Here is a 25,712-nt window from a genome sequence, read left to right as displayed (position 1 = left end):
TACACGCCGCCGATCACTTATCCGCTTCGCCCATGATCGGATCGATCGATCCGATGATCGCGACAACGTCGGAGATCATCGCCCCTTCGAGCATACGAGAAAGTCCCTGAAGATTTACAAAACTTGGACTGCGAATCTTCGATCTCCACGGCTGCCCCGTGCCATCGGAAACCAAATACCAACCCAGTTCGCCTTTCGACGCTTCGATGCCTGCATAGCTCTCGCCCTTCGGAGGTTGCTGGCCGAAGTTGACAAGCATGAAGTCGTTGATGAGATCTTCCATCGAGGTATAGACCTCATCCTTATGCGGAAGCACATGCTTTGCATCGTCGGCAAGCACCGGACCGGGTTCGCGCTCGAGCAGATCGAGACACTGCTTACAGATCTTTACGCTCTCGGCAACTTCATCGAAGCGGACAAAATAGCGTGCCAACGCATCGCCTTCCGTACGCGTGATAACCTTAAAGTCAAGCTCCGGATAGATCAGATATGGCTCGTCGCGGCGCAGATCGTACGCAACGCCCGAGGCCCGAAGGTTCGGACCGGTCCAACCGATATCGATTGCCTCTTCGGCCGACATAATGCCGATGTTTTCGCATCGTTCGAGGAAGATGCGGTTTTTATGAAGCATCTTACCGATCTCGATGGTGGTTTCCGGCAGACCGTTGAGGAAGTCACGGATCATCTTGATGCACTCGGGCGTGATGTCTTGAGCCACACCACCGATGCGCATATAGCTGACGGTAAACCGAACGCCGGTCAACACGTCGTAAATATCGTAGATCTTTTCGCGTTCGCGCAGGGCCCAGACGAATACCGTGAGTGCACCCACATCCATCGACATCGCACCCGCGGCCATGAGGTGCGAACTGATGCGAGCCAGCTCACATGCTAACGTCCGAATGATCTGTGCGCGACGCGGCACTTCGATCTTCATGAGCTTCTCGACTGCCATCACGTATGCAACGTTGTTGGCGATCGGCGAGATATAGTCGAGACGATCGGTATGCGGAATGAACTCGTGATAGGTCATATTCTCCGCCAGCTTCTCGTAGCCGCGGTGCAGATACCCGAGTTCGCATTTCGCGCTGAGCACCAGTTCGCCGTCGAGGCGGAGCACCACACGCAACACGCCGTGTGTCGCCGGATGCTGCGGACCCATATTCAGGATCATCTCGTGCTCGAGTGCATCCTCCTCCATGACCACGCTCGTGTCCTTTGACAGCAAAGCCTCGATGATCTTCTCGTTCGGCGCATTCTCGCGAGTGAAACGTTCTTCCATGACGTCAGGCGGATCGTGGTGGATCTTAATTCAAGCGGTCGGTAAAGGTCGTATCGACCGGCAACGGGATCGAGCCCGGCACACCGGTCAGCGGAAAGTCTTTGCGCAACGGGTGATGCTCGTATTCCTCCGGCATATACATCCGGCGCAAATCGGCATGGCCGTCAAAGACGATGCCATACATATCGTACGCTTCGCGCTCATGCCAGCCAGTACCGCCCCAGATCTTGGTAAGCGACGGAAGGTGCGGATCGCGCTCGTCACATCGTACTTTTAGGAACACACGTTCCTTCGTGTCGAGGTTGCGGAGATTATAGGTCATCTCGAAGCGCATCTTCCGCTCGAAACGATCGATGCCGAGACCATCGACGATGTGACGAAAACCAAATTCGTCGCGCAGCATCTGCGCAACGCTGAGTATCTGATCGCGGTCAACGATCGCTCCCGGAGTGCCGTTGATATCGATCGCCTCATACCGGAATCCCGGAAAGGCCGCTGTGATCTGGTCGAAGCTGAACATAGTGCAATAATAACAATCTGCAATTCGAGATTGTGCGAGAAAATAGAATAACTTATAGACCGTGGGTTCGTGAGGGCCCATATGAACTCCACCCCAAGTCTGATTCGACATTCTCAAAAATCTATACTAACAGGATTCCGCTACTGACTGAATTTTTTGGTAAATCTGTTCATTTTAGTCTCGTTTTGCTGACGAGTAAGATTTTGCCATTTTTGCGAACCACAGAGGATCCACGTCAAATGTCATGGAAAGTGTTGTAAATCAATCAATTATAGATTTACGATGAATAAATATTCATCTACGCTCATTGAATGGCTTAACTAAGAAGTTTGAATATGTTACCGCATGAACGACGGCACAATGAGCGACACATATCCTGTTGCGCTTAGAGCCAATCGAATGCCTTAACAGGAAACCTTGGTAAAGAGAACCGTCGTGTGAGTGGCACAGCGGTTCTCTTTTTGTTTTTTTGGGGGGTCGTTATTCATGAAACGACTACAGGGTAAAATCCTTGCACCATGCGTAACTTTTATGGGGTCAGGGTGTTATTTGAAGTGAGGATTCAGACGAATTCGGGTACAACGTTGTATCCCCGAAACCGTCGCGATGGAGTTCTCGCGGTCGCATCGTTCATCATCTCCTTCATAAGTACTCGTATGAAAATCGCCTTCTCCCTGAACCGTAGAGTCCGGTTCACATCACTGTTATTGGCTCTCGGCGGAATGCTGTTCCTTTCGTCTTGTAAAAAAGATGACCCTATCGTGGATCCGAACTCGACGAATAACCAGCCGTCCAATCCGACGGATCTTCCGTCGCCGATCCCAACGACTGCTCCTAATGTCGTTGCACCGGATGACAATCCGATGACAGCCGCGAAGATCGATCTCGGTCGGCATCTCTTCTACGACGGACGTATCAGTGTGCTCAAGTCCATGAACCCTCGTGACAGCTTCGGCGTGAAGTTCTCGCCGTCGAGCGGCATCGCCTGCGCGTCGTGCCACGACCCGCAATATGCGTTCACTGACCCGAACCACCGCAGCTTCAGTGTCGGCGTCGAGAATGCACAGGGCGTTCGCAATGCTCCGACGCTGACGAATGTCGCATTCAATACGTCGTTCACGTGGGACGGCAAGTTTGCGACGCTCGAGAAACATACGCCGGGACCGATGTTCAGCCCGATCGAGATGGGCAACAATCTTTCGCGATTCCAGAACGACAGCACCGCCAACGGCTATGGCTCCGATCCGGGGTCGAATGACACCATGTTCCTCTTCCACCGCTTGAACTCCACCCCGCAAGGTATGCCGGGTTACTCCGGGATGTTCAAGGATGCGTATGGTACGTCGGACATCACGCTTGATCGGATGGTCAAAGCGATCACGTCCTTCGAGCGTACGATGATCAGCCATTCGAGCCCGTTCGACCAGTACAACTCAGGTAACAAGACGGCCATCGGCGACGCGGCAAAGCGTGGCTTCCAGCTTTTCATCAATCCGGCCAAGGCGAATTGTATCGCCTGCCATAACGGCTACAACTTCTCGAACTCCGAATTCCGTAACAACGGTTTGGTGCCGAGCGACAAGGATCTCGGACGCTTCAAGATCACCAAGGCCGTGGCGGACATCAACAAGTTCAAGGTGCCGACGCTTCGCAATATCGCGCTGACCGCTCCGTACATGCACGACGGCCGCTTCGCAACCCTCGACGATGTGCTGCAGCATTATAACAGCGGCGGTTCGAACCAAACATACTATAAAGACCCCGCAGTGAAGCCACTCGGACTCAGCCAGCAGGAGCTTTCGGATTTGAAGGCATTCCTCGAGACGCTGACCGATACGCAGTTCACGACCGACGCATCCTTCAGCAATCCGTGGGTGAAGTAACGCACACACACCACGACAGCCCGTAAGATCGAAAAACCCCGGCAGTGCCGGGGTTTTTCTTTACTCACAGTTTTCAAAGAACGAGATCAGGCGCTCACGAGCTCGCCGTGTTCCGGCAGACCGATCTCGTAGATCTTCTCTTCGTTACCGATGACCGTCCCGCGCTGGAAGGGCTTGTCGCCCGAGATCATCGCCTGCACTTCCATGAGCGCCTTAATGACGCTATCCGGACGCGGCGGACACCCGGCCACATACACATCCACCGGAATAAACTGGTTGATGCCCTGCACCACCGAATACGTACGGTAGATACCGCCGCTCGACGAGCAGGCGCCCATTGCGATCACATACTTCGGGTCCGGCATCTGGTCGTAGATCTTTTTGACGACCTTCGCCATCTTATACGTCACCGTACCGGCGACGATCAAGATATCAGACTGGCGCGGTGAAAAGCGAAACACTTCGCTGCCGAAACGCGAGACGTCGTAGCGCGGACCGGCGAACGCCATCATCTCGATGGCGCAACAGGAAATGCCGAGCGGCATCGGCCATGCCGAGTTCTTCCGCGCCCAGTTGATGAGCGCATCGAGCTGCGAGGTAACGAACCCCTGCTCCTGAACCATGTCATTTAATCCCATTCGAGGGCTCCCTTCTTCACAATGTATATGTAGCCGATGAACAGCAGTGCGATGAAGAGGAACATCTCCCACAGGGCGAATGCTCCGAGCTTCCCGAAGGTCACTGCCCACGGATACAAAAAGACGATTTCGATGTCGAAGATGATGAAGAGCATCGCGACGATATAATACTTCACCGAGACCCGCTCGCGCGTCGAACCGATCGGCTTCATGCCCGATTCATAGACCGACAGCTTCTCGCGGTTCGGCCGCTTCGGACCGATCCACTTCGACAAATTCGCCATGATCGTGCCGAATATTACGGCAATCCCGATCATGAGCACTATTGGAATGTAATTCGACATTCTCTATTCTTCTTATACGTCCTACAAAAATACGGTTTCGGGGGGATTGGGGCCCCAAATCGATCTTCAACGTGTCATTGCGAGGATTCCGCGCAGCGGATGACGAAGCAATCTGAGAACCTGAAGTAAGATACCAACCTCCGCATTCTAGATTGCTTCGTTCGGGCTAAAGCCCTCCTCGCAATGACATTCCGGGCGCCTTCGTCTTCGCCCACCACCAGCACACCGCCGCACTCCCTGCCCCGACGATCATCCCGCCGAGAACGTCGCTCGGATAATGAACCCCGAGGTCCATCCGCGAGTAGGCGACCGTCAACCCCCAGAGAAACGCAGGTATCCAGAGCCTCTTCGTCGGCACGAAGAGCGTCAGCGCCGTCGCCAGGGCGAACGCATCGGAGGTATGCCCCGACGGAAACGACCCGCTGCCGCCGCTTGAAAGCTTCTGGATGAAAGCATACGTCACGAACGGCCGAGGCCTGGCGATGATATACTTCAGCGAATTCGCAACGATGACCGAGAGCAGATACGCCGCCGCTACTTTGTAGCCGACAAGATTCGTTGCCCGGTCTTTGCGTACGAACCCCACAACGATCATCACCAGCGGCACGAGCGCCGCGATCCACCCCGTCGTATCGCTGACGAGGCGGAAGAACCCGTCCATCATCACCGGCCGTCCGGCGTTGATGGTGTGGAGTATGGTGATGTCGAGTGTGTCCATTATACTTTAACTTGTCATTGCGAGAGGGGCGCGTAGCGACCGACGAAGCAATCTCAAATCCGGAGCCAGTGAGCTGCTGAAATATTCTAGGTTGCTTCGTCGGGCTGAAGCCCTCCTCGCAATGACAACCTGAATCTCCCGTAGGGGCGAGGCATGCCTCGCCCGCACGTTCGGCCGCCATGCGCCGACGGGCGACGCGTGCGTCGCCCCTACGAACCTCTACTGCTCCTCCCCCGAAAACGTGTACAACGTCTCCTTGTTCGGATAGAATATCTTCCCGCCGCCGTACGATGGCGAACCCCACGGCGCGAAGCCGATGTCGGCTGAGCAGAGCTTGATGCTCGTGTTCAGATCGTAGCCGTTGAGCTTCCAGTTCGAGATTGGCAGATACACGACATCGCCGACGATCATCGGTGCGCCGCAGACGGGGCGGTCAAAGCCTATCGCCCATTCCTTCTTCCCCGTCTTCGCATTCAGCACGATAAGCGAGACGCCTTCAGCATACGCCAGATACTCGTTCGACACCGCGATCTCGAAGCACTTCGGCTCGGCGTCGGCATCGTAGCGCCACTTCTCGGCGCCCGTCTTTTCGTCGAGTGCGATCACCGCGCCGTTGCGATTGATGACGTACACCATCGCGTTCGCAACCGCAGGCGTTCGGCCACCGGCATCGCTCGTCCAGACTTGCTTGCCCGTGATGGCATCGAGCGCCACGCACTTGCCTTCGGAGGTCCCTACAAAGACAAGGCCGTCGTCGAAGGCCGGCGAGCCCGGCTTACCTTTAAGCTTTGCAGACCACTTCAGCTTCCCAAGCGTATCGAGCGCGACGACCGTCCCGTCCTCGCACGATGCATACACAAACCCACCAGCGATGATAGGCGACGTGCGTACCGCCGACTTCGTTTTGTGATACCACCGAACGTTACCCGTCACGCGGTCGTGCGCGGTGACGAACTTCGCCGTCGAGCCGACGACCACCATCGTCGCGCTCACCGCGGGCGTCGCTTCGATCGAGCCCTTGACCTCGAAGCCGCCGTCAATGCTCATCGAGCTGGTCACGAGCACCTGGCCTTTCGAGGTCGCCGAATAGGGCTTGCCGTCATATACTGCAGGCGAAGCGGGCATGAAGGTCGCATCCTTCAAGCGCACCAGATCGGTCATATCCGAGAACTTTCGGATCGGCGCACCCGCATAGCAGCGCGAATGCCGCAGGAGCGTCACACTATCGTTCGTCTGCCCCACCGCCGAAACCGCGGCGAGACAGGAGAAGAGGGTCAGAAGTAAAGGCTTCATAGTTTTCGGCAGCTCAGAACACCGCCCCCGAAGCAACCGTTTACCAACCACAAACAACCAGCCACCAACCACCACCCTGAGTAGTGCCCGCCCGAAGAATTCGTCCCGCAACTCATTTCCTAACACATAACTAACTGTGCAGAGATGTACCGGGAGTAGTGCCGAACAGGGTGCAACGGTGAGATGAGAACAAGCGCGCTCTTTTGCATAGAAGGATACTATGCAGGAGACACTCCGGGCAGTTCGGCCTTTCACTCGTGTCGAAGAAGCATCTTGGATCACACATTGGTTTGAAGCATTCATCAATCAGTTCTCAGTGGCTCCCGGCGGCAACTCATGCGCCTTCTTATATTGGAGCAGTCTACGAAGTGAGGTTGGAGTTGACCTTTTGTCATCAATCACAACGTTCAATGAATACAACTTATCGATCTCTTCAATCACTTTGCCTCTAAGAAGCTTCACGCGTTCTTCGTCTAGATCACCCTTCTGAACTTGGAGGTCTAGTTCACGATTAACGGCCAGGAGAGTGGCAAGTTGATGTGGCCTATCTGCTGTTTGCAAAGCTGCATAATGAATATTCTCAGAAATAAGTGTTGCAACTCCGAGCAAAAAAGCCGTTACTGCCGCACCGACTTTGACTCTAAGTGCGATGTCGCTCCCCGTTTCAAGATAGACGATATCAACCGACTCTTGTGCGAGCTGGTAGAGCTGTTGAACATATCCAATAAGTCGCCGGATCTCGGTAAGAGTCTCCGTTACGTGCTCCAAGGACGGTGGGTCTTCATCTTCGCTCAAGAGTTGAAAAACTATCACTTCCTCATCGAGTCGCCTCAACCGTCCAACGTGAAGCACCTCATCGTTCACGCGAATGTTAGTGTTGAATGCTTGAATGAACGTATGAACAGTGGCATACTTGGCTGTTTCGGCGGGTGAGTTGAACGGGCCCGTGTGGCCATGAACCCTAAGATTGGCAAGAAACTGAGCCAAAAAATCCACGCTAACAAAGTCGTTCCCTGACCACAAATTCCAAACAGCACTCATATCGGAATCCTTCTGGACGGAATCAAGCTCGACGAGAAGCCGCTGGAGGAGTCCAATTGCGCCTGTCCGAACGGTGTCGGGCAATGCACGATTTGTGCCGAAATTCGAGAGAACTATCTCATGAATAGTCTCAGACAAACGCGGAAATTCAAGTCTGTTCGCAATCTGTCGGAGAATCTGGTTGTACCTAACTGGTTGCATATTGATGTTGTTCGGTTGTTACATTGCGTGCCGTTTATCTAACTAATATGAACTCCGAGATTTTACCTATGGTTTTTGCAGCGATTGTCACGATTAAAAGGACCTTTTCACCCAGCAGTTGTCCCAGGAACATCGTCCAATCTTCTCAACCTCTCACCGCACGACTCCTCTTGTCGGATCACGACACTGCGCATAAGCGGTTGTCGGATGTATCACCCGTCCACCCCACCCGCATCATCCATTCCAACCGTCTGATTGTGTATGCGTTCATATCTGCGGGCGGCAATTCTCCTTCTTCCGCTGCGCGGCGACGCATGCGTTGGGTGGCGGCTTCGAGCGAATCGAGGCCGACCGCGGCTCTGCGTTCATTAACATGTTCGGCGTCGGCGATCGGGTACGGGCTCAGCATCCCGTTCGCGTTCCAGTCGAACTGCGTACCGTACTTCTGTTGCTTGCCGGAGAACACAAGTATCCTATCCTCAAGGTATGCGGAAAATTGATCGGGGTATCCGTGCTCGCTTGACTTGAGGAGTTCAAGCATGCGTTTTTGGAACGACGGCAGCGAGATCGCGTGCAAAATGATGAGCTTCGCCGCATTCATCACTTCTTCGTTCTGCGAGACTGGCCAACCCATTTGTGCGATCACCGCCTCAAGAACCGTCGCATTTCGAACATGCACTTCTTCCATTCGCGGAGCGTAAGCGCCAAAGAGCTCTTCGCTCTGAGCAAGCTCTGCGCGGACGCGCTCGTCCTCGCGGGCACAATCAATGATCTGAGACTCAAGTATCGTCATCGCGATCACTCTTAGATCAGCCTATCCCTCACACAAACCTCTCCCGCTCTCCCTCCGTTGGGACGCGGCAGACTATTCGTTTGCCGAACCATGAGTAGCGGTTGAGGGCAATGAAGTCGTACACCGCATCGCGGATCGGGCGGGGGACGATGATGAAGGCGTAGAGCAATTTCCACGGGCCGCCGAGGATCTTCAGGATGTGCAGAATCGCGGTCGAGCGGGTATAGACGTTGTGCTCGTCTTCGATCAGGACCACCGACCGAAGACGTTTGTCACTTGTGCCAAACCGACTGACGAGCGCTTCGCCGCTTTCCGATTGCAGCGCGCCGAAGAGGAAGCGCTTGTGTTTGTCGCGCGGCAGCAGGAAATCGACCCACCAGTTACAGAGGTTACAGACGCCATCGAAGAGGATGACGTGTTGGCTCACAGGTCGTCGATCTCCTCCTCGCTGTCGTCGTCTTCGTCATCGGTCGCGAAGCCGCCGGTAAAGAGAGCGCCGACCATATCGCCGTAGCTCACCTTCGGATCGCCGAACGAATCGGCCTTCGCGATCTTCGAGTGTTGGTGCAAGCCCTCGAGGATGAACTCCATCGCCGATGCGAGCGAGAAGCGGTCGGCTTCCGGCACGCTGATATTCTTTGCTGCAAGTTCTTTCAAGCGCGGCACACGCGAAAGCTCGTGCGAGTATGCATCGAAGGTCATCGTGTCGCTGATGGCAAGGTTGTTGCCTTTGGCGAACCACGAGAGGATCTCATCGTAGTCGGATTTCTCAGGCGGCTCGTTGCCCGGCTTACGCTTGGCTTTGGCCATCGGGTCGGGGAAATACTTTTTGAAGATCGTCTTGACCGCGCGACCGATAAGCGCCTTCGCAACGGTCGAGATACCTTCCTCTTCGCCTTCGAATACCAACTCGACCTTGCCCGTGATGCCCGTCACCACTGCGGCAAGATCGGTGATGCGCGGCGCGATGATGGTATCGCCGTTCGAGAGCGCGCGGCGTTCGGCGTTCGAGATGAGCGTCTCCATCGCGCTGGTGCTCAGACGTGCCGAGACACCCGACTTCTGATCGACCCAATCCGATGCGCGCGCTTCGACCGCGATTTGTTCGATAATCTCGCGGAAGTAGTATGGCACGACGAGTCCTTCCTCGCCCCAGCGCTTCGTCCATGCTTCCTGCTCGGTGATGGCGATGGCGTGGTCGAGATCGAGCGGATAGTGCGTGATGATCTGCGCCGCGATGCGGTCCTTGAGCGGCGTGATGATATTGCCGCGGTTCGTATAATCTTCCGGGTTCGCCGTGAAGATCATCATCGAATCGAGCGGGATGCGAACTTTGAATCCGCGGATCTGGATATCGCGCTCTTCGAGGATATTGAACAAGCCCACCTGAATGCGCGGCTGCAGATCGGGCAATTCGTTGATCGTAAAGATGCCGCGGTTCGTGCGTGGGATGATGCCGAAATGGATCGCGCCTTCGTGCGAATAATGCAAACGCTGCGCGGCGGCTTTGAGCGGATCGATGTCGCCGATGAGGTCGGCGATCGTGACATCAGGCGTCGCGAGCTTCTCTCCGTAGCGTTCGGAGCGGTGGATCCAGTCGATCGGCGTGTCGTCGCCAAGTTCGGCAACGCGCGAACGACCGTAGAACGAGATGGGGTCGTACGGATTATCCATGACCTCGGAGCCCGCGATGATGGGCGTCCACTCGTCGAGCAGATTCACAAGGCTGCGCGCAAGGCGCGTCTTGGCTTGTCCGCGCAGGCCGAGCAGGATGATGTCATGCTTAGCCAGCAGCGCGTTCACGATCTGGGGGATGACGGTCTCTTCGTAGCCGATCACGCCCGGAAAGAGCGTCTCTTTAGCGCGAAGTTTCTCGACCAGATTCTTTCGAACCTCATCCTTGATGCTCTGCACGTGGTAGCCCGAGGCCCGAAGCTCGCCGAGCGTTTGTGCTTTTTTCATTGTTGCCTGCGTTGTTAGGAATGATTATACGATAAAACACGTGCGGGTTGCGAATGAATGCAACTCGTGCACACATGTCATTCTGAGGAGGGCTTCAGCCCGAACGAATAATCCCTTGAGGCGTGTACGGATCGTTTCGCCAGACCTGAAGGGATTCTTCGCTTCACTCAGAATGAGAGGCTGTTATAACTATTCATGACCCCACGCATCCTACTGATCCGCCTCAGTTCGCTTGGCGACATCGTACTGATGATGCCGCTTATTCGCGCGCTGCGTCGGAAATATCCGGATGCCGAGATCGATCTGATCGTCAAGAGTCAGTTTGAGCCGCTCGCCCGCAGATTTCCGGGGCTGACGAACATCATCGCCTTCGATACCAAAGCGACGAAGCTCAGCGCTATGCGCGCTGAGCTGCAAGCGAAGAACTACACCCACGTCCTCGATCTGCACGGAAGTCTGCGCTCTCGGGTATTACGCAAGTTGAGTGGCGCGAAGATTGCTATTATTCGCAAACGTCCTATCAAGCGCTGGTTTCTCGTCGATCTGAAGTTTGATTTCCTCCGCCACGATCCCGACGCCATCGGCCGCTACTTCGAGACCGCAGCCGCGCTCGACGTGAAGGACACCGGCGAAGCGCCGACGTTCGATCTCGCGCCGATCACGCCCGACGACAAACTTATCGCATTCTGCCCTGGCGCGAAGCATTACAACAAGCAATGGCCGCCGCCATACTACCGGGCGCTTGCGAAAGAGTTAGTGGAGAAGGGATATACCATCGAATGCTTCGGTTCTGCGGACGAGCGCGAGTTAGCGCAGTACATCTCAGAGGACTTGCCGAAGGACTCATTTCGCATCCGCTGCGGCGAAGTCCCGCTCGAAGCATTGCCCGAGGAATTCGCCCGTGCGCATGTCGCCGTCACGAACGACTCGGCACTAATGCACATCGCGGCTGCAGCCGGAGTGCCGACTGTTTCGATGTTCGGACCGACGGTGCGCTCGCTCGGATTCTTCCCGCGTGCGAAGTCATCAATCGTATTAGAGGTAGAGAAGCTGCGATGCAGACCATGCACAACGATCGGCATGTCGCGCTGCCCGAAGGGTCATTTCCGGTGCATGCGCGAGATCGAACCGGAGCAGGTGATGGTGGCGATAGAGAACGCGTGATCCCTCTGTCATTCTGAGCAGAGCGAAGAATCTCTCTCGGTATGGACGACTCTCTCGGCAATCCTAAAGGGATTCTTCGTCGGGCTAAAGCCACTCCTCAGAATGACAGCTAAGGACAGATCACTTCGAGCTTAGCTTTTCCTTCAGCATCCCATGTATCCCCCCGAACCCGCCGTTCGACATCACGATCACGACATTACCGCCCTTTGCGACTTCCGCTACCTTTGTGCTGATGGTATCGGCATCCGGCAAATAGTATGCTTCCTTCCCTGCCGTGCGCAGGTCGCTCATCACTTGCTCGGGGTTCAGGCGTTCCGATTCGCTCAGAAGATGCAGCCGCGCGATCTGTGAGATGAAGACGACGTTCGCATCGGCGAAACACTCGGCGAGCTCTTTCTGAAAGATGTTGCGGCGCGTGGTGTTCGAGCGGGGCTCGAAGACTGCGATGATGCGCTCGGTGGGATACTTATTTCGGAAGGCTTTGAGCGTCTCGCGGATGGCGGTTGGGTGATGCGCGAAATCATCGTACACCTTCACTCCGCCGAACTCTCCTTTGAACTCAAGACGTCGCTTCACATTTTCGAACGTCGAGAACGCGACGGCGATCTCGTCGTAGGGAATGTTGTGATGCCGTGCTGAGATCGTCACCGCCAGCGCATTGCGGACGTTGAACTCGCCGAGCAAGTTCACTTTCAACCGCGATTCGACCTTGCCATTGTGGACGACATCGAACGTGGACGAACTCTCGCCATAGACGATGTTCTCGGCACGCCACGCACAGCCCGCAGTGATCCCGAAGGTCTCGATAGGTGCGAGCGAGTTCGCGATGACATCGATCACATTCGCATCGTCGCCGTTGGCGATCACGACGCCATTCTGCGGCACGAGCCCAACGAGGCGACGGAACGAGAGCTTGATCTCGTCGAGCGATGAGAAAATATCGGCATGATCGAACTCGATGTTATTGACGATGAGCGTCGTCGGGAGGTAGTGCAAAAACTTCGAGCGCTTGTCGAAGAACGCGGTGTCGTACTCGTCGCCTTCGAGGATGACGTAGTTGCTCTCGGGATTGGCCTGATATCCACGTCCGAAATTCTCAAGCACTCCGCCGACGAGGAAATTCGGCTTCAGGCCGGCGCACTCGAACGTCCATGACGCCAGCGCCGATGTCGTCGTCTTGCCGTGGGTGCCGCTGACAACGACCGACTCGCGCCCTTGAATGACGTGATGCTTCAGTAATTCCGCGAGCGATGTATATCGCAGACGTTCGTTCAGCACGAACTCCACCTCCGCGTTGCCGCGGCTCATCGCATTACCGATCACGACGAGATCGGGCTTATGCGCAAAATGGTCGCTCGAGTAGCCGGAATAGACCGTGATGCCGCTCGCGGCCAGCAGGTCCGACATCGGCGGATAGACGTTCTCGTCCGAACCGACCACCTCATAGCCCATCTCGCGCATGAGGAGTGCACCGTTCCCCATCGCCGTCCCGCAGATCCCGATAAAATAGATTCGCATACGAGTGTGGTTAACACCGGTGCACATGAATGTATTCGTGGGGTGCAGACGCTCCGTGCCGAGCGTGGGGAAATGTTCGTCCCCAACGCATGAAATGGAAACATTGTGCCTCGTCGACGGTTGGAATTCATGAGCGCGAGACGCATCGCTTCCCGCTCCGGCCTTTCTCTATGAAACGTTACGGAAGAATTGTCTTCGTCAGCCTGATCCTCCTGACAATGGTGGCGACTCTGGCACACGCCCAGACCGTTCTTGACCCCAGCTGCTGGAAACCGCGAATCGGAAATGGCATCGACGAGAAAATGGTCTCGATGAAACAGATTCCATACTTCGGTGCCGACATTGCGTGGTTTCCTGCGCCGAAGGATGACACGGATCACCTGTATTTCACGATAAACGACGAAAAGACTGAACCCTACTACCCACTGATCTACCGGTCCCCGAAGCCATTCGATCTTTCGAAACTGGAGTTCGTGAGCGTTCTACGAATCAAGAACGACGGAGGCAGCCCACAATATGGCGTTCGGTTTGGTCACTTTCATGATGCTGTTGATCTCGATATGCTTATTCCTGTTGACGTTAGGAATCACGGGCGCCCCTCCATTTACTGGGCAGACTCGCTGGGGCGGTATGATACGAGCCATGTGACGTTTCTCTGGTCTTCTTTACAGGGAAACGATCATCCCGAAGGGGGATACGGGTTCAGTCTGGCTGCCCCCTTAGTTATTGGTCCGATGGACAACGACACGGTTGACGACATCCTAATGGAGTTATACACCAATTGGACACCGTATCAAGTTGATTTGGACAGCTCTCGCTACGGATTTGCTTTCTTCCACGGTGGCGAACAATTGTATGAGTCTGTATCTCCGGTACTATCAGATTCTGTATACGAATTTCCTGATTGGAAGCCACGTGATACGGTGAAACGCGATCCAACTCGTGACGGCTTCATCGGCGATTTCAACGGTGACGGTCGAATTGATGTCGTTTACTTTGATGCGTATGGAAATTGTTTCTACTGCCAGTCCTCTCGAGCATTCTCGCTTGCGAAGTACTATCAAGCATCCGAATTCGATACTCTGATATCGGTGTCCCAGAATCTTCACCTTCTTCCGCAACTCCCTCCTTCGTTCGAGTACCCACCAATGCAGGCACTTCCACGCAAACCGGACGACCACTCGGTCGATCTCCTAATTCCGCTCCAGACCGACGGTTTCATGCAGAACTCGATCTGGATTTTCCGTGGCGGAGTGGAGTTTGGCACGAAGCGATTGACCGTCGATACCGGTGCGTCGGTTTCAGGGGAATTCCAGCAGGCTGAGTTCATCCTGCGGCATCCGGGAGTGATCGATCCGGCATACAAGAACTATCATTGGGGTGGCTTCATCACGCAGTGTGGTGATATTACGGGCACCGGTCGCCCGGTGATCAAGACGAACGGGGAAGGCGGAGCATTTTCGCCCGGCACTGACTACTACTACGTGCTTGGCGACGCAATCGACGACAAGGCCGATATTGCGATCGGCTACGAACAAGGCGCAACGGTCGAAGCAGTTGATGTGAATGCTGACAATGACAAATTCGCCGATGTACTCTTTCAGGCCTACTCGACCTACTCCAACGGAAGCCTTACGCCCGACTCGAGTGGGTTGCTGCTGTTGCACGGCTCACCGAAGATCCCGATCCACTTGAACCAGAAGTATGCGGTGCCAGTCAAACTCGAGAGCCGCGAAGAGCTCGGCGCATACCCAAACCCCGCAACTCGCGGCACGACCGTCACCTTCCGCTCGAGCGGCGAGCGGGTAACGGTAAGTCTTGTTGATCTTCTAGGTCACGTAGTGATGTCCGTCGCCGTAGACACCGACCCGAATCTCACGACGATGTACTTCCCGCTACAAGAAGTGGAGGAGGGGAGCTATCAACTGGTAGCGAAGACGAAGCAAGGGACAGTGGCAACCAGTGTGATCGTCAAGCGGTAAGACCGGAAGAAGCGAGTGGGTTATTTTTCCACCACGATCCGATCGGCGAACTGCTCGCCGTTCGAGAGTTTGGAGATCGCGTAGTAGATGCCTTTGCCGAGTTTGCGGCTCTTGGCAAGCGAGAAGCGGTTGCGGCCGATGTGGATCGCGCCTTTGTGAATGGTGCAGACGTCGTTGCCGTCCGGCGTGACGAGCTTCACATCCGCCTTGGTTGCGCGGGGCGAGATCACTTCGAATGCGGTATTATTCTTGTTCTGTACCAGGATCACCGAATAGCTTGCATGTTCGATGGTGCCGGGAATCGCGGACGGGGTCACCGTGGATCGTGGTTCGGGACTCGGCAGATCGTTTCGCGCGACCAGCTGGGCTTTGGCCGAGAGACCGAGCGACATTATAAGCGTTATGACTAATGCGTACTTCATACTATTTGGCATAATAACCCTCGAAGGGTCCAAGTGTTTCACTTGGGGGCCAAAGTGACTGAAAATTCATCGTTTGGTAATGAGCGGGGGCGTCGACACCGATTAGAGCATCATGTGTCTTACCGGTTTAACGTGTCTCTTCCGAGGCATGTGACAATGCCCGTATGAATTCTATATCAACATGTGTGGTAGTGCTTCCAAAGGGTGGGGTACGAGAAATACAATTTTTCTTGGAATCATACTAAACAGCGTTTAGTTATTGACCACTGTTATGGGAATTCAAGAACGCAAAGAGCGGGAGCGGGAATCGATGAGGGCAACGATCCTCGATGCTGCTATGCAGCTCTATATCGAGAACGGCCTCGAAAGTGTGACGATCCGCAATATCGCCGAGCGCATCGAGTTCTCGCCGGCGACGATCTACCTCTACTATACCGACAAAGAGGACATTTTCTATGGCCTCTATACTCTTGCATTCGGACGGTTCATCGCGGCACTCGAAGCCCAGCCCAAGACTGACGATCCGTGGGATGTTCTCTATGCCGGCTGCAAGCTATACGTGGATTGGGCACTCGAGAACCCCAAACTCTATGACCTCATGTTCATTCAGGAAATGCCGATGAACGTGATCATCGGGCAGCACTGCAAAGACCTCGGGACAGAGTGTTTTGCCATTCTCGTTTCGAGAGTTCAGGCGTGTATCGAGCACGGACAGCTCAGGATCAAAGACGTCCAACTGGCTTCGTTCATGACTTGGAACATGCTCCACGGAATTGTCTCGCTGATTATCAAACGTCGGGTGCTTGTCCCGCGCGAGCAGGAAGAGACGATGGTTCAGGCTATGCTCGATAACTTCTTGGTACTGATTCGGAAGTAATTTTTTTTCTGGTTTACTAAACAATGTTCATTAAATAGTCTTTGATAAATATGCGCTCCATCCACCTCATCCTTGTTCTCATTCTGACTCAAGTTCTTCTGCACCTATCGGGACCGAATGCGATTGCGCAAGAGTCTGTCCCTACGCAAACCGTCAAAGGGACGATCAGCGAACAAGGCACAGGCCAACCTGTGATCGGCGCCACTGTCTTCGTCGTCGATACAAAACTGGGTACCCGCACGAAGGCCGACGGTAATTTCCGCATTGAAAAAGTCCCGGTCGGTCGTCACGAACTCAAAATTGTCTGCGGCGGCTATGAAACAATGGTGCAGGATATCCTCGTCACGAGCGGCAAGCAGGTTGTCGTGACGATCGAGATGAAAACAAAAGTGTATCAGGGCGAACAGGTCGTCGTACAGGCCAACGATAATTTCAAACCGATCAACGAGGCAGCACTCTCGAGCGCGACAACATTCACGGTTGACGAAGCGAAGCGTTTTGCCGGAAGCCGCGAAGATCCCGCGCGCATGGCCCAAACGTTCGCAGGTGTCGTCGGCGTCAACGATCAACGCAACGACATCATCATTCGTGGCGGCTCGCCGATCGAACTGCTGTGGCGGCTTGACGGGATCGACATTCCGAACCCGAACCACTTCGCCACGCAAGGTGCAACGGGCGGACCGGTGAATGCGATCAATATGAATCTGCTCTCGAACAGCGATTTCCTTACCGGCGCCTTCCCTGCCGAGTACGGCGATAAGATATCCGGCGTGTTCGACCTTCGCACGCGAAAAGGCAATACCGAACGGTTCGAATTCGTCGGCCAGCTCGGCTTCGCAGGCGTCGAGGCGATGGCCGAAGGTCCGCTCTTCGGAAACGGCTCCTCGTTTATTGTCAGCTATCGCAAATCGACGCTTCAGATTATGGATGCGCTTGGCATCGACTTCGGCTTCGCCGGTATTCCGAAATATGAAGACATCACCGCAAAAGCGGATATCCCACTCGGTGCGAACGACGCACTGAGCGTGGTCGCGCTTGGCGGCACCGGCACCATCGACCTCTTCGACAGCAAGAAAGACTCCGTCTTTACCGGCAACTTCGATATCACAAGCGGTTCCGACATCGGTGTTCTCGGTGCAACGTGGAAGCATACGTTCGGCAGCAAGACGGTCGGCGACTTCTCACTCAGCGACGTGTATCAAAAATATCACACCACCGTCGACTCGCTCACTGTGCTGAACAACACGGTCACGAGCAAAGACTTGTTCTACGTTGCGAATTCGATCGAGGGATTCTACTCGGCGAAGTACAAATTGAATTACTCGCTCGACGTCTCGAACTTCTTTACTGCCGGCATCGAAGCACGATTACCGTACTATACGATCGACGAACACCGCACCACGGTGCGCGACGAGCCGAGCGGTGTGCCATTCTCGATCAGCGCAGACGGCAGCAGCTTCCATGCGCTTGGCTACATTAATTGGCAATGGCGCCCGAACGACGCCCTCACGTTCAACACCGGCGTCCATACACAATACCTCGCGATCAGCAAACAAACGTCGATCGAACCGCGCTTTGGTGCACAATGGAATGTTGCCGACGGACAGGATCTCACGTTCGGTTTCGGCGTGCATCGACAGTCCCAACCGCTGGTGGTGTATTTCGGCACGAGTGCGAACGAATCGCTCGACTTCACCCAAAGCCTGCACTACGTCCTCGGATACACAAATCGTTTGGCAAGCGATCTACTCTTCAAGGCGGAGGCTTACTACAAAGACATCTCGCATGCACCGGTGGAGCGAGATACCCTTTCGCCCGTCAGTCTGTTGAACTCGGGCAGCACGTTCGGCAACGTATCGAGCAATCACCCGCTCGTCAGTACTGGCCTCGGCCGAACCTACGGACTCGAGCTTACACTAATGAAGCACTTCGAAGACGGCTACTACTTCACCGCCACGACATCGCTCTTCAAGCAACGATTCACAGGCTCCGACCGTGTCTGGCGCGACGGCGCGTTCGATAACCGCTACATCATAAACCTGCTCGCGGGTTATGAATGGAAGCTCAGCCCGACGTTCTCCATCGAGTTCTCGGGGAAACTGACACTTGCAGGAGGCGCACCGTACACGTCGGTTGACACCGTGCGCTCGCGGATGTTTAATGCATCGGGTGAGTTCGGACCGCAGTATCTCGACGAGAGCCGCGCCTACGCCGTGCGATACCCGGACTATAAGCGCCTCGACGTCAAGATTGAATTCCGACAGAACCTCGGCTCAGTATCGATCGTCGGCTTCGTGACCGCGGAGAATGCTCTGAACGCAAAGAATATTCTCCAATACGCCTGGGATGCACGCAAGAACCAGATCGTCGCAATCAACCAACTCGGCATCTTCCCATACGGCGGGTTTCGAATAGAATTCTAAAGAGATTCTATCGCTCGTTCACGGCCGGTGGGGTGCAATCGTGAGCGGCGTTCGAAGCACAACTTCCACGGTTCGGTTATAGATGCGACCTTCGGGAAGGTTATTATCGAAGAGCGGGGATGCGCTCCCCTTCCCGACGATGACGGCATTCGTTGTGCCCAAACGTAGCGCCGCTGCACGTGCGCGCTGCAAGGAAAGCACTTGATTGAGCGAAGCGTCACCGATACGATCGCAATACCCCGTGATCGACACTTGTGTCGTGGGCGTAATGTGCGACCGGATAAACCGCACGATCGTCTCGTTCGCAGATGTCATCTCCGAAGAATTGAAATCGAAAAGTATCAGGCTGAACCGCTCGAAACGATAGTCGCCGGCCATCTCTTCGCGTTTCTTGCGAAGCGTCCGTTGTTCGACCGGGATCGACACGGAGCCATGCGCGATAGTCCCAAGACGATCGATCGCATGCAGCTCGAAGTCTAATCGCCCCGGCGCCCTTGGGATATGCTGCTGGTCGGCGGCAAGATCCCATTCAATCATGCTCGGCATTGCCGCCGTGCCTTCATAGTGGGCAAGTTGTGTCCCGTTCTGTATTGCATCGATATGCCAGTCGCGCAAGCCCGCTTCGGCAGTGACATTCGGCCTGATGCGAATCGCTGGGGGGGTTGCAGAGCGCATGGTATCAACGATCACGATCGGCCCGAGGATCGCCGGGTCATCGCTTGCGAACTCGACGCGTCGGTTCTCGGCCATTCCATCGGTATCCTGCACAGGCGAGGGATGAGACGGCAACCCACCTCCCGATCGATGGAGCCGATCATTCGAGATGCCCCAAATAGTGTGAAGATAGTCGGCAACCGTTTCGGCTCGAGCGATTGCAAGTGTCGGCGATCCCTTCGATTCGTTGCCGTCGGTATATCCCGCAATTGTAAGTTCTGCATCGGGATGCGCTCGAAGTCTGGCCCCCAGAACGTCAAGGACATGAGCATAAAGTTGCAGACGGTCCGGCCAGCGAGCCTGAGTAGGATCGGCACGATGCAGACTATCGGCCGACACTGCATAGCGCGGCGGAAAATGTGCGGAGTTTGCGTCGAAGAACAGATACGGCACAATGGGCGCTGTTTCTGTTTGAGATATTTCTTCCACACGTAGTTCTACGATGGCGGACTCTTGACCCGCCGAGTCCAGTCCCGATACCGATACTGCCGCAGTAATACGAGGTGCCGCAGGCGGCGGAGGAGGAGGCGGTGGCGGAGGAGGCGGCGGTGCCGCAGTTACATGGAGCGGTGCATACTCGATCCCCACACCGATAGCGAACGAGGAGCTTGACCATGAGACATCTCGTACAATCGGGGTCAGACCGATAGAAAAAGATGCAGTCGGAACGGCGTGCAGTGTTCGGTCGCGATTGAGTGGCAGCCGCAATTGCGAGCCGAGGATAGCTGATACACCGACTTTGGAGAGTTGTGCGATTTGCCCGGACTGCGCATTGCGACTCCGGCTGTTATTCTCAACGAACAAACTCCCGAGTGGCTGGGTCAACGTCTCCGTTTGTGAGAAGCTACCGCTCAGTGCATACGCGATCTCCACGCCCGCAATGACACTAAGCGATCCGAACACAGGATACTCAACGACGGGCTGCAGTGCGACGCGCGAGAGCGTCGCTTGAAGCGAATGCCGGTCGGTTGCCTGCACGGTCGTCCCGTTGACCGCTAACGGGAAGAATTCATCCGCATTGAACGTCGTGTGTTGGCTTCGGAATGCGCCGCGAAGATCGAGCCAGAACTCGGATCCGAGCGGCATGCGGTAGGAGAGCCCAAGATCGGGCCCGGTACCAAACCCATGCGTAAAGACAGAACCGCAATTCTCGGTACCGGGCAACGATACAACGTTCGCATATTGCTGGTCGAGAGATAATCCGCCGAATACACCAAACGCCGCACGTCGCTGGTACTGCACCGAATCCTGTCCGTGTGCATCCGGCGTGAGAACGGCAAGCGTCAGCAACAAGAGAATGGCTCGATATGTGGTATGAGTCTTCATCAGTGTGACACCTGCATCACCTTCGTGAGAACGACTGTCGGCGTTTGGAGCGTGTAGAGATACGTACCCGACGCAAGCGTACTGACATCCACCTCTGTATCATAGTGACCGGGTCGTAACTCTCCTTCGAGCACCGTTCGTACATGCGAACCAAGTACATTGGAAATGAGGAGCCGTGTCACTCCTGGTTCACTGACACTGAACTCGATATGCGCAATCTGCGAGGCTGGATTCGGCCGACTTTCACCAAGTGCAATCGTGCCGCTTGCATCGACGAGCCTGATATGTCCGCCGGACGTGCAGATCCCCGTTTCACAAAACTCATTGTTCACACGTGTCACCGCGACATTCGCATCCGTCCAATAGAATGTATCCAGTGCGATCTCAGTACAACTGTCGGTTCCGAGCGCAGCAAGAAACATCACCCTCGTGAGCGTGCCGCTTGCGATCGAGGTATCTCCGTCGATCGTGACGAGCCGGTCGGAGCCACTTGCAACGCCGAGTGGGGTCGTCCCGATCGGGACGAGCATCGAGCCGTTGAAACGGAGCACACCAACGAAATGCCGTGCGCCACTTTCGACGATATTCGTGCCGTTTTCAAGCTCGATCGGCACAGCAATGGTACTACCGGGCGATGCACCGGCGACCAGACCGATCGCAACAATTGCAGTTGGGTTCGAGCCAAGATCAAACGGAGCCGATGTGCCCTCACATCCATTGGAGTCCGTCACCGCGACGGAATAAATGCCACCACCCGAAGAAGCGAGTGTTCCACTGTTCGCCCCGGGGATCGCAGACCCATTCTTGCTCCACTGATAGCTCGAGAACGAATCGGTCACGAGCACGCCGCCGACGAAACGGATCACCGGCACAGGCCGCGGATGTACGATGACCGTAACCGGTGCAGAAGATCCCGAACATCCGCTTGTGTTCGATACGAACACCGAATACGAGCCAGGTTTAGTGACGATAGTCGTATTGCCGGTGTCCTGTGCTAGGTCAGCACCATCGAGCTTCCATTGATACCAAGCGTATCCCGAACCGGCGGTAAGCGTTGCGCTATCGCCCTCACAGAGCATCAGCGGCCCTGCAGGTTGAATGCTCGGCGAAAGCGTGGAGCCAACGGTCACGACAAGCGAATCGAGTTCAGTACATCCTGCGGAGGTAGTAATGCGCACATAGACAGTGGCAGAACCATTGACGGTGCTCCACACGGCAGTCGTCGATGCTGATGCAGTTCCGTTCAAGGTTGCCATGTTCGCCGGAACGACCGACCACAAGTACGATGCGCCTGCATCGGGTACGACTGAATATCCAGCCGTCTCGCCCTGACACACCGATGCAGGTCCACCGATCTGGCGATGCGGGAGCGGGTTCACCTCGACATGGACCGATTGCAGACTCGAACATCCCGCACTGTCTGTGGCGGTCACAGTGTAATCACCACTCGTTCGAACGATAATCGAAGTAGTGGAGTCGCCGGTGCTCCAAACGAAACCCGACACCGGAATTGTACTCGCAGACAGCACGACGCTATCTCCTTCGCACAAAGTCGTCGGGCCGCTTGGGGTGACCGTCAGTGCCGGACGCGGATGGACAGTGACTTTGACAGTGTTCGACAGTCCATCACACCCGACACTATCGGTAACAGCAACGCTATATGTACCCGATTGAGCAACAACGATCGACGGCGTGGTCGCCCCGGTGCTCCACCGATATGTAGTGTAGGATCTCGTCGGTGTGAGGACAAGCGAATCTCCGGCGCACAACTCTGTTGTCGCCGGTTGTAGAATCGGACGGGGTTTTGGGGAAGGTCTGACCGTCACATTCACCGGCACGGAAGTCCCCTGACATCCTCCGGAAGCAGTAACCGTTACTGAGTAACTCCCTGTTGCAGTGACAATGATCGAGTCGCCAGTGCTGCCAGTGTTCCAGTGATAACTTGTGTACCCTCTCGAAGCGCGGAGCACAACCGTGTCCCCGTTACACAGCGCTAGCGGGCCGGCAGGCAGAACGGACGGAGTCAGCGTAGAAGTCACGGAGACCGCAATGGTTGTATCGTTGACACACCCGAAAGCAGATGTATCGCGCAGCGAAAGCATCCATGTACCCGGCGTCGTCCATTGGACCGTCACCGTGTTTGTGCCTCCGCCGGATACCACCGAGCCTCCCCCGTTCACACTCCATACATATCGTTCACCCGCAAGCGAAGCGACGCTATACTGAACCGTAGAATTCGGGCACACCGAATTTGGCCCCGCAATCGTCACCATCGGCAGCGGTCGGCTTATAACCGTTACACTGTCACTCGTGCCGTGACAACCGAGCGCATCGGTTACCCGAACCGCGAAGGTCCCGCTCGAACCGACAATAATACTATCACTTGTGGATCCAGTGCTCCAGCGATACGAGAAATACCCGCGTTCTGCGTGGAGGACGATGCTGTCGCTCCCGCAGCGAGCGACCATTCCGGATGGAGTAATGATCGGATGCGGAGTAGGATTAACGATCACTGTAACCGAATCATACGACGAGCAACCATGCACGTCCGTCACGGTCTCGTAGTAGGTTGTCGTCACGGATGGGTGTACGGATGGGCGAGGGGCGATTAGCGAATTGATCGCAACGCCAGGGATCCATGAGTACGCATACGGCGGCGTTCCGCCGCTCGCGCTGTCGCCGATCGTCGCCGTATCTCCCCCGCAAAGCGTCACTACTCGTGTAATCGAAAGCAAAGGCTTGGGATAGACCGACACCAAGACCGAATCTTGCGATTGACAGCCATTACTATCGGTAACGATGAGATAATATCTCGTGGTGGACGAAGGGTTTGCCACCGGATTTTCGATCGTGGTGCTGCTCAAGCCTGCCGACGGTGACCAAGCATAGCTATACGGCTTCGTTCCCCCGGTGATTGTTGGCGAGAGAACAACGGGTGTCCCGCCGCACACCACGGTGTCGCGACCCGCATCGACCACCGGTGAAGCATGAATCAACAGAAAGATCGTATCGCTGGAGCCGGAACACCCGGTGGGGTTCGTTACCGAAACGCTGATGCGATGCAACCCTGGCGAAAGCGTATCGCACCGCACAAAGCGAAGCGAATCGTCGAGCCGTGATATCTGCACGGAATCGTCGTACCATCGAACGGAAGAATAACTCATGCTTAGTGCGATGATGTCGAACGTACCGGCACAGATCGTATCGAATGTAGCTGAGAGTATCGGCGTGATGACGTCGCAGAGCTTGACGATGAACCCGTCTGTCGTCCCGCCCCCGTAGGTAGACTGGAATGCGCCCGATGTCGATATCCCCGACGTACTGGTAGTGAATCCGCAAAAGATCAGGCTACCCATATGATCGATTACGCTTCCAGATGCATACTCGCTTCCGCCGCCACCGAAATATGATGTCCAGATCAAGCTGCCGGAGCCGCTGATCTTCCCGAGGAATGCATCGTACGATCCACCTCCAAATGTCGTTTGAAATCCGTTCGATGTCGCGATGCCACTATGACTGAAGGTTTGTCCGCCGAATGAAATACTTGTTCCGCGACAGGCGATAGAGAAAGGCGCTTCATTACTCGATGCGCCGAAGTACGTACACCATTGCAGAGCGCCGTTCGGATCGAACCGTGCAAGGAAGCAATCGTCGCCGCCGGGAGCGGTCGTGACCGCAGCACCGGATGTGGCGATTCCGGAAGTACTACGTGTATAGCCGATCACGAACGGATCTCCGGCAGAATCGGTCGTCACCGCTGCGATATAATCGCCGAGACTTCCTCCATAATACGTTGCCCAAGTGAGAGCGCCACCGGGAGAAAATTTGGCGAGGAAACCATCGTTCGTTCCCCCACCGTAACTGGTTTGCACTGCACCAGGCGTCGCAATCGAACCACTGCTCTGCGTGCTGCCGGCGAGGTAGGCGTTCCCGGCTCGGTCGGTCGCTACAGCAAGCGCTCCGTCGCCCGACGAGCCGCCGTAATAGGTCCCCCACAGTCGCGCCCCTGACGGGCTCAACTTGACGAGCGCAGCGTCAAGACCTCCGCCAAGCGAGGTTTGATATGTACCTGTCGTAGCGATCCCAGTCGTACTGGAGGTCACAAGCGCTAGGAATATGTTTCCAGCAGTATCGCACGCTACACCGTGCAACTGCGTTGGATTGGCTTCGTTGGTCTCGCCTCCATAGTATGTTGCCCACTGCAGGCTTCCGCTTGAATCGAATTTTGCGGCAAAAAAGTCTCCTCCACCCTGCAACGTTGTCTGGTATGCACCATTCGTTGCAATACCGGCATTGCTCGTCGTGTATCCGAACACGATCGGATGGCCGGTGGAATCGCACGCAATGCCGTTCGGGGAATCTTGTGCGGAACCGCCGAAATATGAAGCCCATTTGCGAATGCCCGCACTATCGAACTTTGCAACGTACGTGTCTATATTCCCTGCAAACGTGGTCTGATATGCACCAGATGTCGCAACCCCAGTGGTACTGGTGGTGTGCCCAGCGACAAGGATGTTATCCCACGGATCGACCGTCAGATCGAATGACACGTCCGTCCCACTGCCCCCGAAATACGTGCCCCATGTGCGAGACGGATCGATCACCAGATCG

General features: G+C 55.4%; 19 protein-coding genes. 5 read left to right on the top strand and 14 right to left on the bottom strand.

What is annotated here, in order from left to right:
- Positions 1 to 13 precede the first annotated feature (13 nt).
- Both nuoD and JSS75_00090 read right to left on the bottom strand, forming a co-directional pair.
- Positions 14 to 1,282, bottom strand: a complete 1,269-nt coding sequence (gene nuoD, locus JSS75_00095) for an NADH dehydrogenase (quinone) subunit D (protein MBS1902089.1) — start codon at positions 1,280 to 1,282, stop codon at positions 14 to 16.
- Between the two features lie 25 nt (positions 1,283 to 1,307).
- The gene (locus JSS75_00090) at positions 1,308 to 1,802 is read right to left on the bottom strand and encodes an NADH-quinone oxidoreductase subunit C (protein ID MBS1902088.1); all 495 of its coding nucleotides are present in this window, start codon (positions 1,800 to 1,802) and stop codon (positions 1,308 to 1,310) included.
- A 761-nt stretch (positions 1,803 to 2,563) separates the two neighbouring features.
- On the opposite strand from JSS75_00090, the gene JSS75_00085 reads away from it, so the two are divergent.
- Entirely contained in the window at positions 2,564 to 3,685 is a 1,122-nt protein-coding gene (locus JSS75_00085; protein MBS1902087.1) for a c-type cytochrome, read from the top strand.
- Between the two features lie 86 nt (positions 3,686 to 3,771).
- Here JSS75_00085 and nuoB read toward each other — a convergent pair whose 3' ends face one another.
- From nuoB to JSS75_00045, 8 genes are all read right to left on the bottom strand, one after another.
- Positions 3,772 to 4,323: an NADH-quinone oxidoreductase subunit NuoB gene (gene nuoB, locus JSS75_00080; protein MBS1902086.1), complete on the bottom strand. Its 552-nt coding sequence runs from the start codon at positions 4,321 to 4,323 to the stop codon at positions 3,772 to 3,774.
- On the bottom strand, positions 4,314 to 4,667 hold the full coding sequence (gene ndhC / locus JSS75_00075; protein ID MBS1902085.1) for an NADH-quinone oxidoreductase subunit A: 354 nt from the start codon (positions 4,665 to 4,667) through the stop codon (positions 4,314 to 4,316). The genes nuoB and ndhC overlap by 10 nt, the downstream gene beginning before the upstream one ends.
- A 166-nt stretch (positions 4,668 to 4,833) precedes the next feature.
- The gene (locus JSS75_00070; GenBank protein ID MBS1902084.1) at positions 4,834 to 5,385 is read right to left on the bottom strand and encodes a phosphatase PAP2 family protein; all 552 of its coding nucleotides are present in this window, start codon (positions 5,383 to 5,385) and stop codon (positions 4,834 to 4,836) included.
- A gap of 219 nt (positions 5,386 to 5,604) precedes the next feature.
- Complete coding sequence (locus JSS75_00065; GenBank protein ID MBS1902083.1) at positions 5,605 to 6,678, bottom strand: PQQ-binding-like beta-propeller repeat protein; 1,074 nt, start codon at positions 6,676 to 6,678, stop codon at positions 5,605 to 5,607.
- A 306-nt stretch (positions 6,679 to 6,984) separates the two neighbouring features.
- Complete coding sequence (locus JSS75_00060) at positions 6,985 to 7,920, bottom strand: hypothetical protein (protein MBS1902082.1); 936 nt, start codon at positions 7,918 to 7,920, stop codon at positions 6,985 to 6,987.
- 178 nt (positions 7,921 to 8,098) lie between these two features.
- Positions 8,099 to 8,713, bottom strand: coding sequence for a hypothetical protein (locus tag JSS75_00055; protein ID MBS1902081.1), 615 nt, complete (start codon positions 8,711 to 8,713; stop codon positions 8,099 to 8,101).
- 28 nt (positions 8,714 to 8,741) lie between these two features.
- Positions 8,742 to 9,140: a DUF393 domain-containing protein gene (locus tag JSS75_00050; protein ID MBS1902080.1), complete on the bottom strand. Its 399-nt coding sequence runs from the start codon at positions 9,138 to 9,140 to the stop codon at positions 8,742 to 8,744.
- Positions 9,137 to 10,675, bottom strand: coding sequence for a magnesium chelatase (locus JSS75_00045; GenBank protein ID MBS1902079.1), 1,539 nt, complete (start codon positions 10,673 to 10,675; stop codon positions 9,137 to 9,139). Before JSS75_00045 ends, JSS75_00050 begins: the two co-directional genes overlap by 4 nt.
- 195 nt (positions 10,676 to 10,870) lie before the next feature.
- Between JSS75_00045 and JSS75_00040 the strand changes: the two genes are divergently transcribed.
- The gene (locus JSS75_00040) at positions 10,871 to 11,839 is read left to right on the top strand and encodes a glycosyltransferase family 9 protein (protein ID MBS1902078.1); all 969 of its coding nucleotides are present in this window, start codon (positions 10,871 to 10,873) and stop codon (positions 11,837 to 11,839) included.
- 120 nt (positions 11,840 to 11,959) lie between these two features.
- Here JSS75_00040 and mpl read toward each other — a convergent pair whose 3' ends face one another.
- Positions 11,960 to 13,384 (bottom strand): UDP-N-acetylmuramate:L-alanyl-gamma-D-glutamyl-meso-diaminopimelate ligase, encoded by a 1,425-nt coding sequence (gene mpl, locus JSS75_00035; GenBank protein MBS1902077.1) that lies wholly within the window; start codon positions 13,382 to 13,384, stop codon positions 11,960 to 11,962.
- Positions 13,385 to 13,527: 143 nt separating this feature from the next.
- On the opposite strand from mpl, the gene JSS75_00030 reads away from it, so the two are divergent.
- Positions 13,528 to 15,339: a T9SS type A sorting domain-containing protein gene (locus tag JSS75_00030; protein MBS1902076.1), complete on the top strand. Its 1,812-nt coding sequence runs from the start codon at positions 13,528 to 13,530 to the stop codon at positions 15,337 to 15,339.
- A 20-nt stretch (positions 15,340 to 15,359) separates the two neighbouring features.
- Here JSS75_00030 and JSS75_00025 read toward each other — a convergent pair whose 3' ends face one another.
- Positions 15,360 to 15,761, bottom strand: coding sequence for a hypothetical protein (locus JSS75_00025; protein MBS1902075.1), 402 nt, complete (start codon positions 15,759 to 15,761; stop codon positions 15,360 to 15,362).
- Between the two features lie 271 nt (positions 15,762 to 16,032).
- Between JSS75_00025 and JSS75_00020 the strand changes: the two genes are divergently transcribed.
- Both JSS75_00020 and JSS75_00015 read left to right on the top strand, forming a co-directional pair.
- Entirely contained in the window at positions 16,033 to 16,638 is a 606-nt protein-coding gene (locus tag JSS75_00020) for a TetR/AcrR family transcriptional regulator (GenBank protein ID MBS1902074.1), read from the top strand.
- A 50-nt stretch (positions 16,639 to 16,688) separates the two neighbouring features.
- Positions 16,689 to 19,061, top strand: a complete 2,373-nt coding sequence (locus JSS75_00015; protein ID MBS1902073.1) for a TonB-dependent receptor — start codon at positions 16,689 to 16,691, stop codon at positions 19,059 to 19,061.
- Positions 19,062 to 19,079: 18 nt separating this feature from the next.
- Here the strand turns inward: JSS75_00015 and JSS75_00010 are convergent, their stop codons facing one another.
- Entirely contained in the window at positions 19,080 to 21,101 is a 2,022-nt protein-coding gene (locus tag JSS75_00010; protein ID MBS1902072.1) for an OmpA family protein, read from the bottom strand.
- On the bottom strand, positions 21,101 to 25,712 hold a 4,612-nt coding region (locus JSS75_00005), incomplete at its 5' end, for a hypothetical protein (GenBank protein MBS1902071.1). The genes JSS75_00010 and JSS75_00005, both read right to left, overlap by 1 nt.

The organism is Bacteroidota bacterium (assembly GCA_018266755.1).
Taxonomy (GTDB): Bacteria; Bacteroidota; Ignavibacteria; order Palsa-1295; family Palsa-1295; genus JAFDZW01.
The sequence above is the reverse complement of the archived record's forward strand: the minus strand, read 5'-3'. Positions and strand labels throughout refer to the sequence as shown.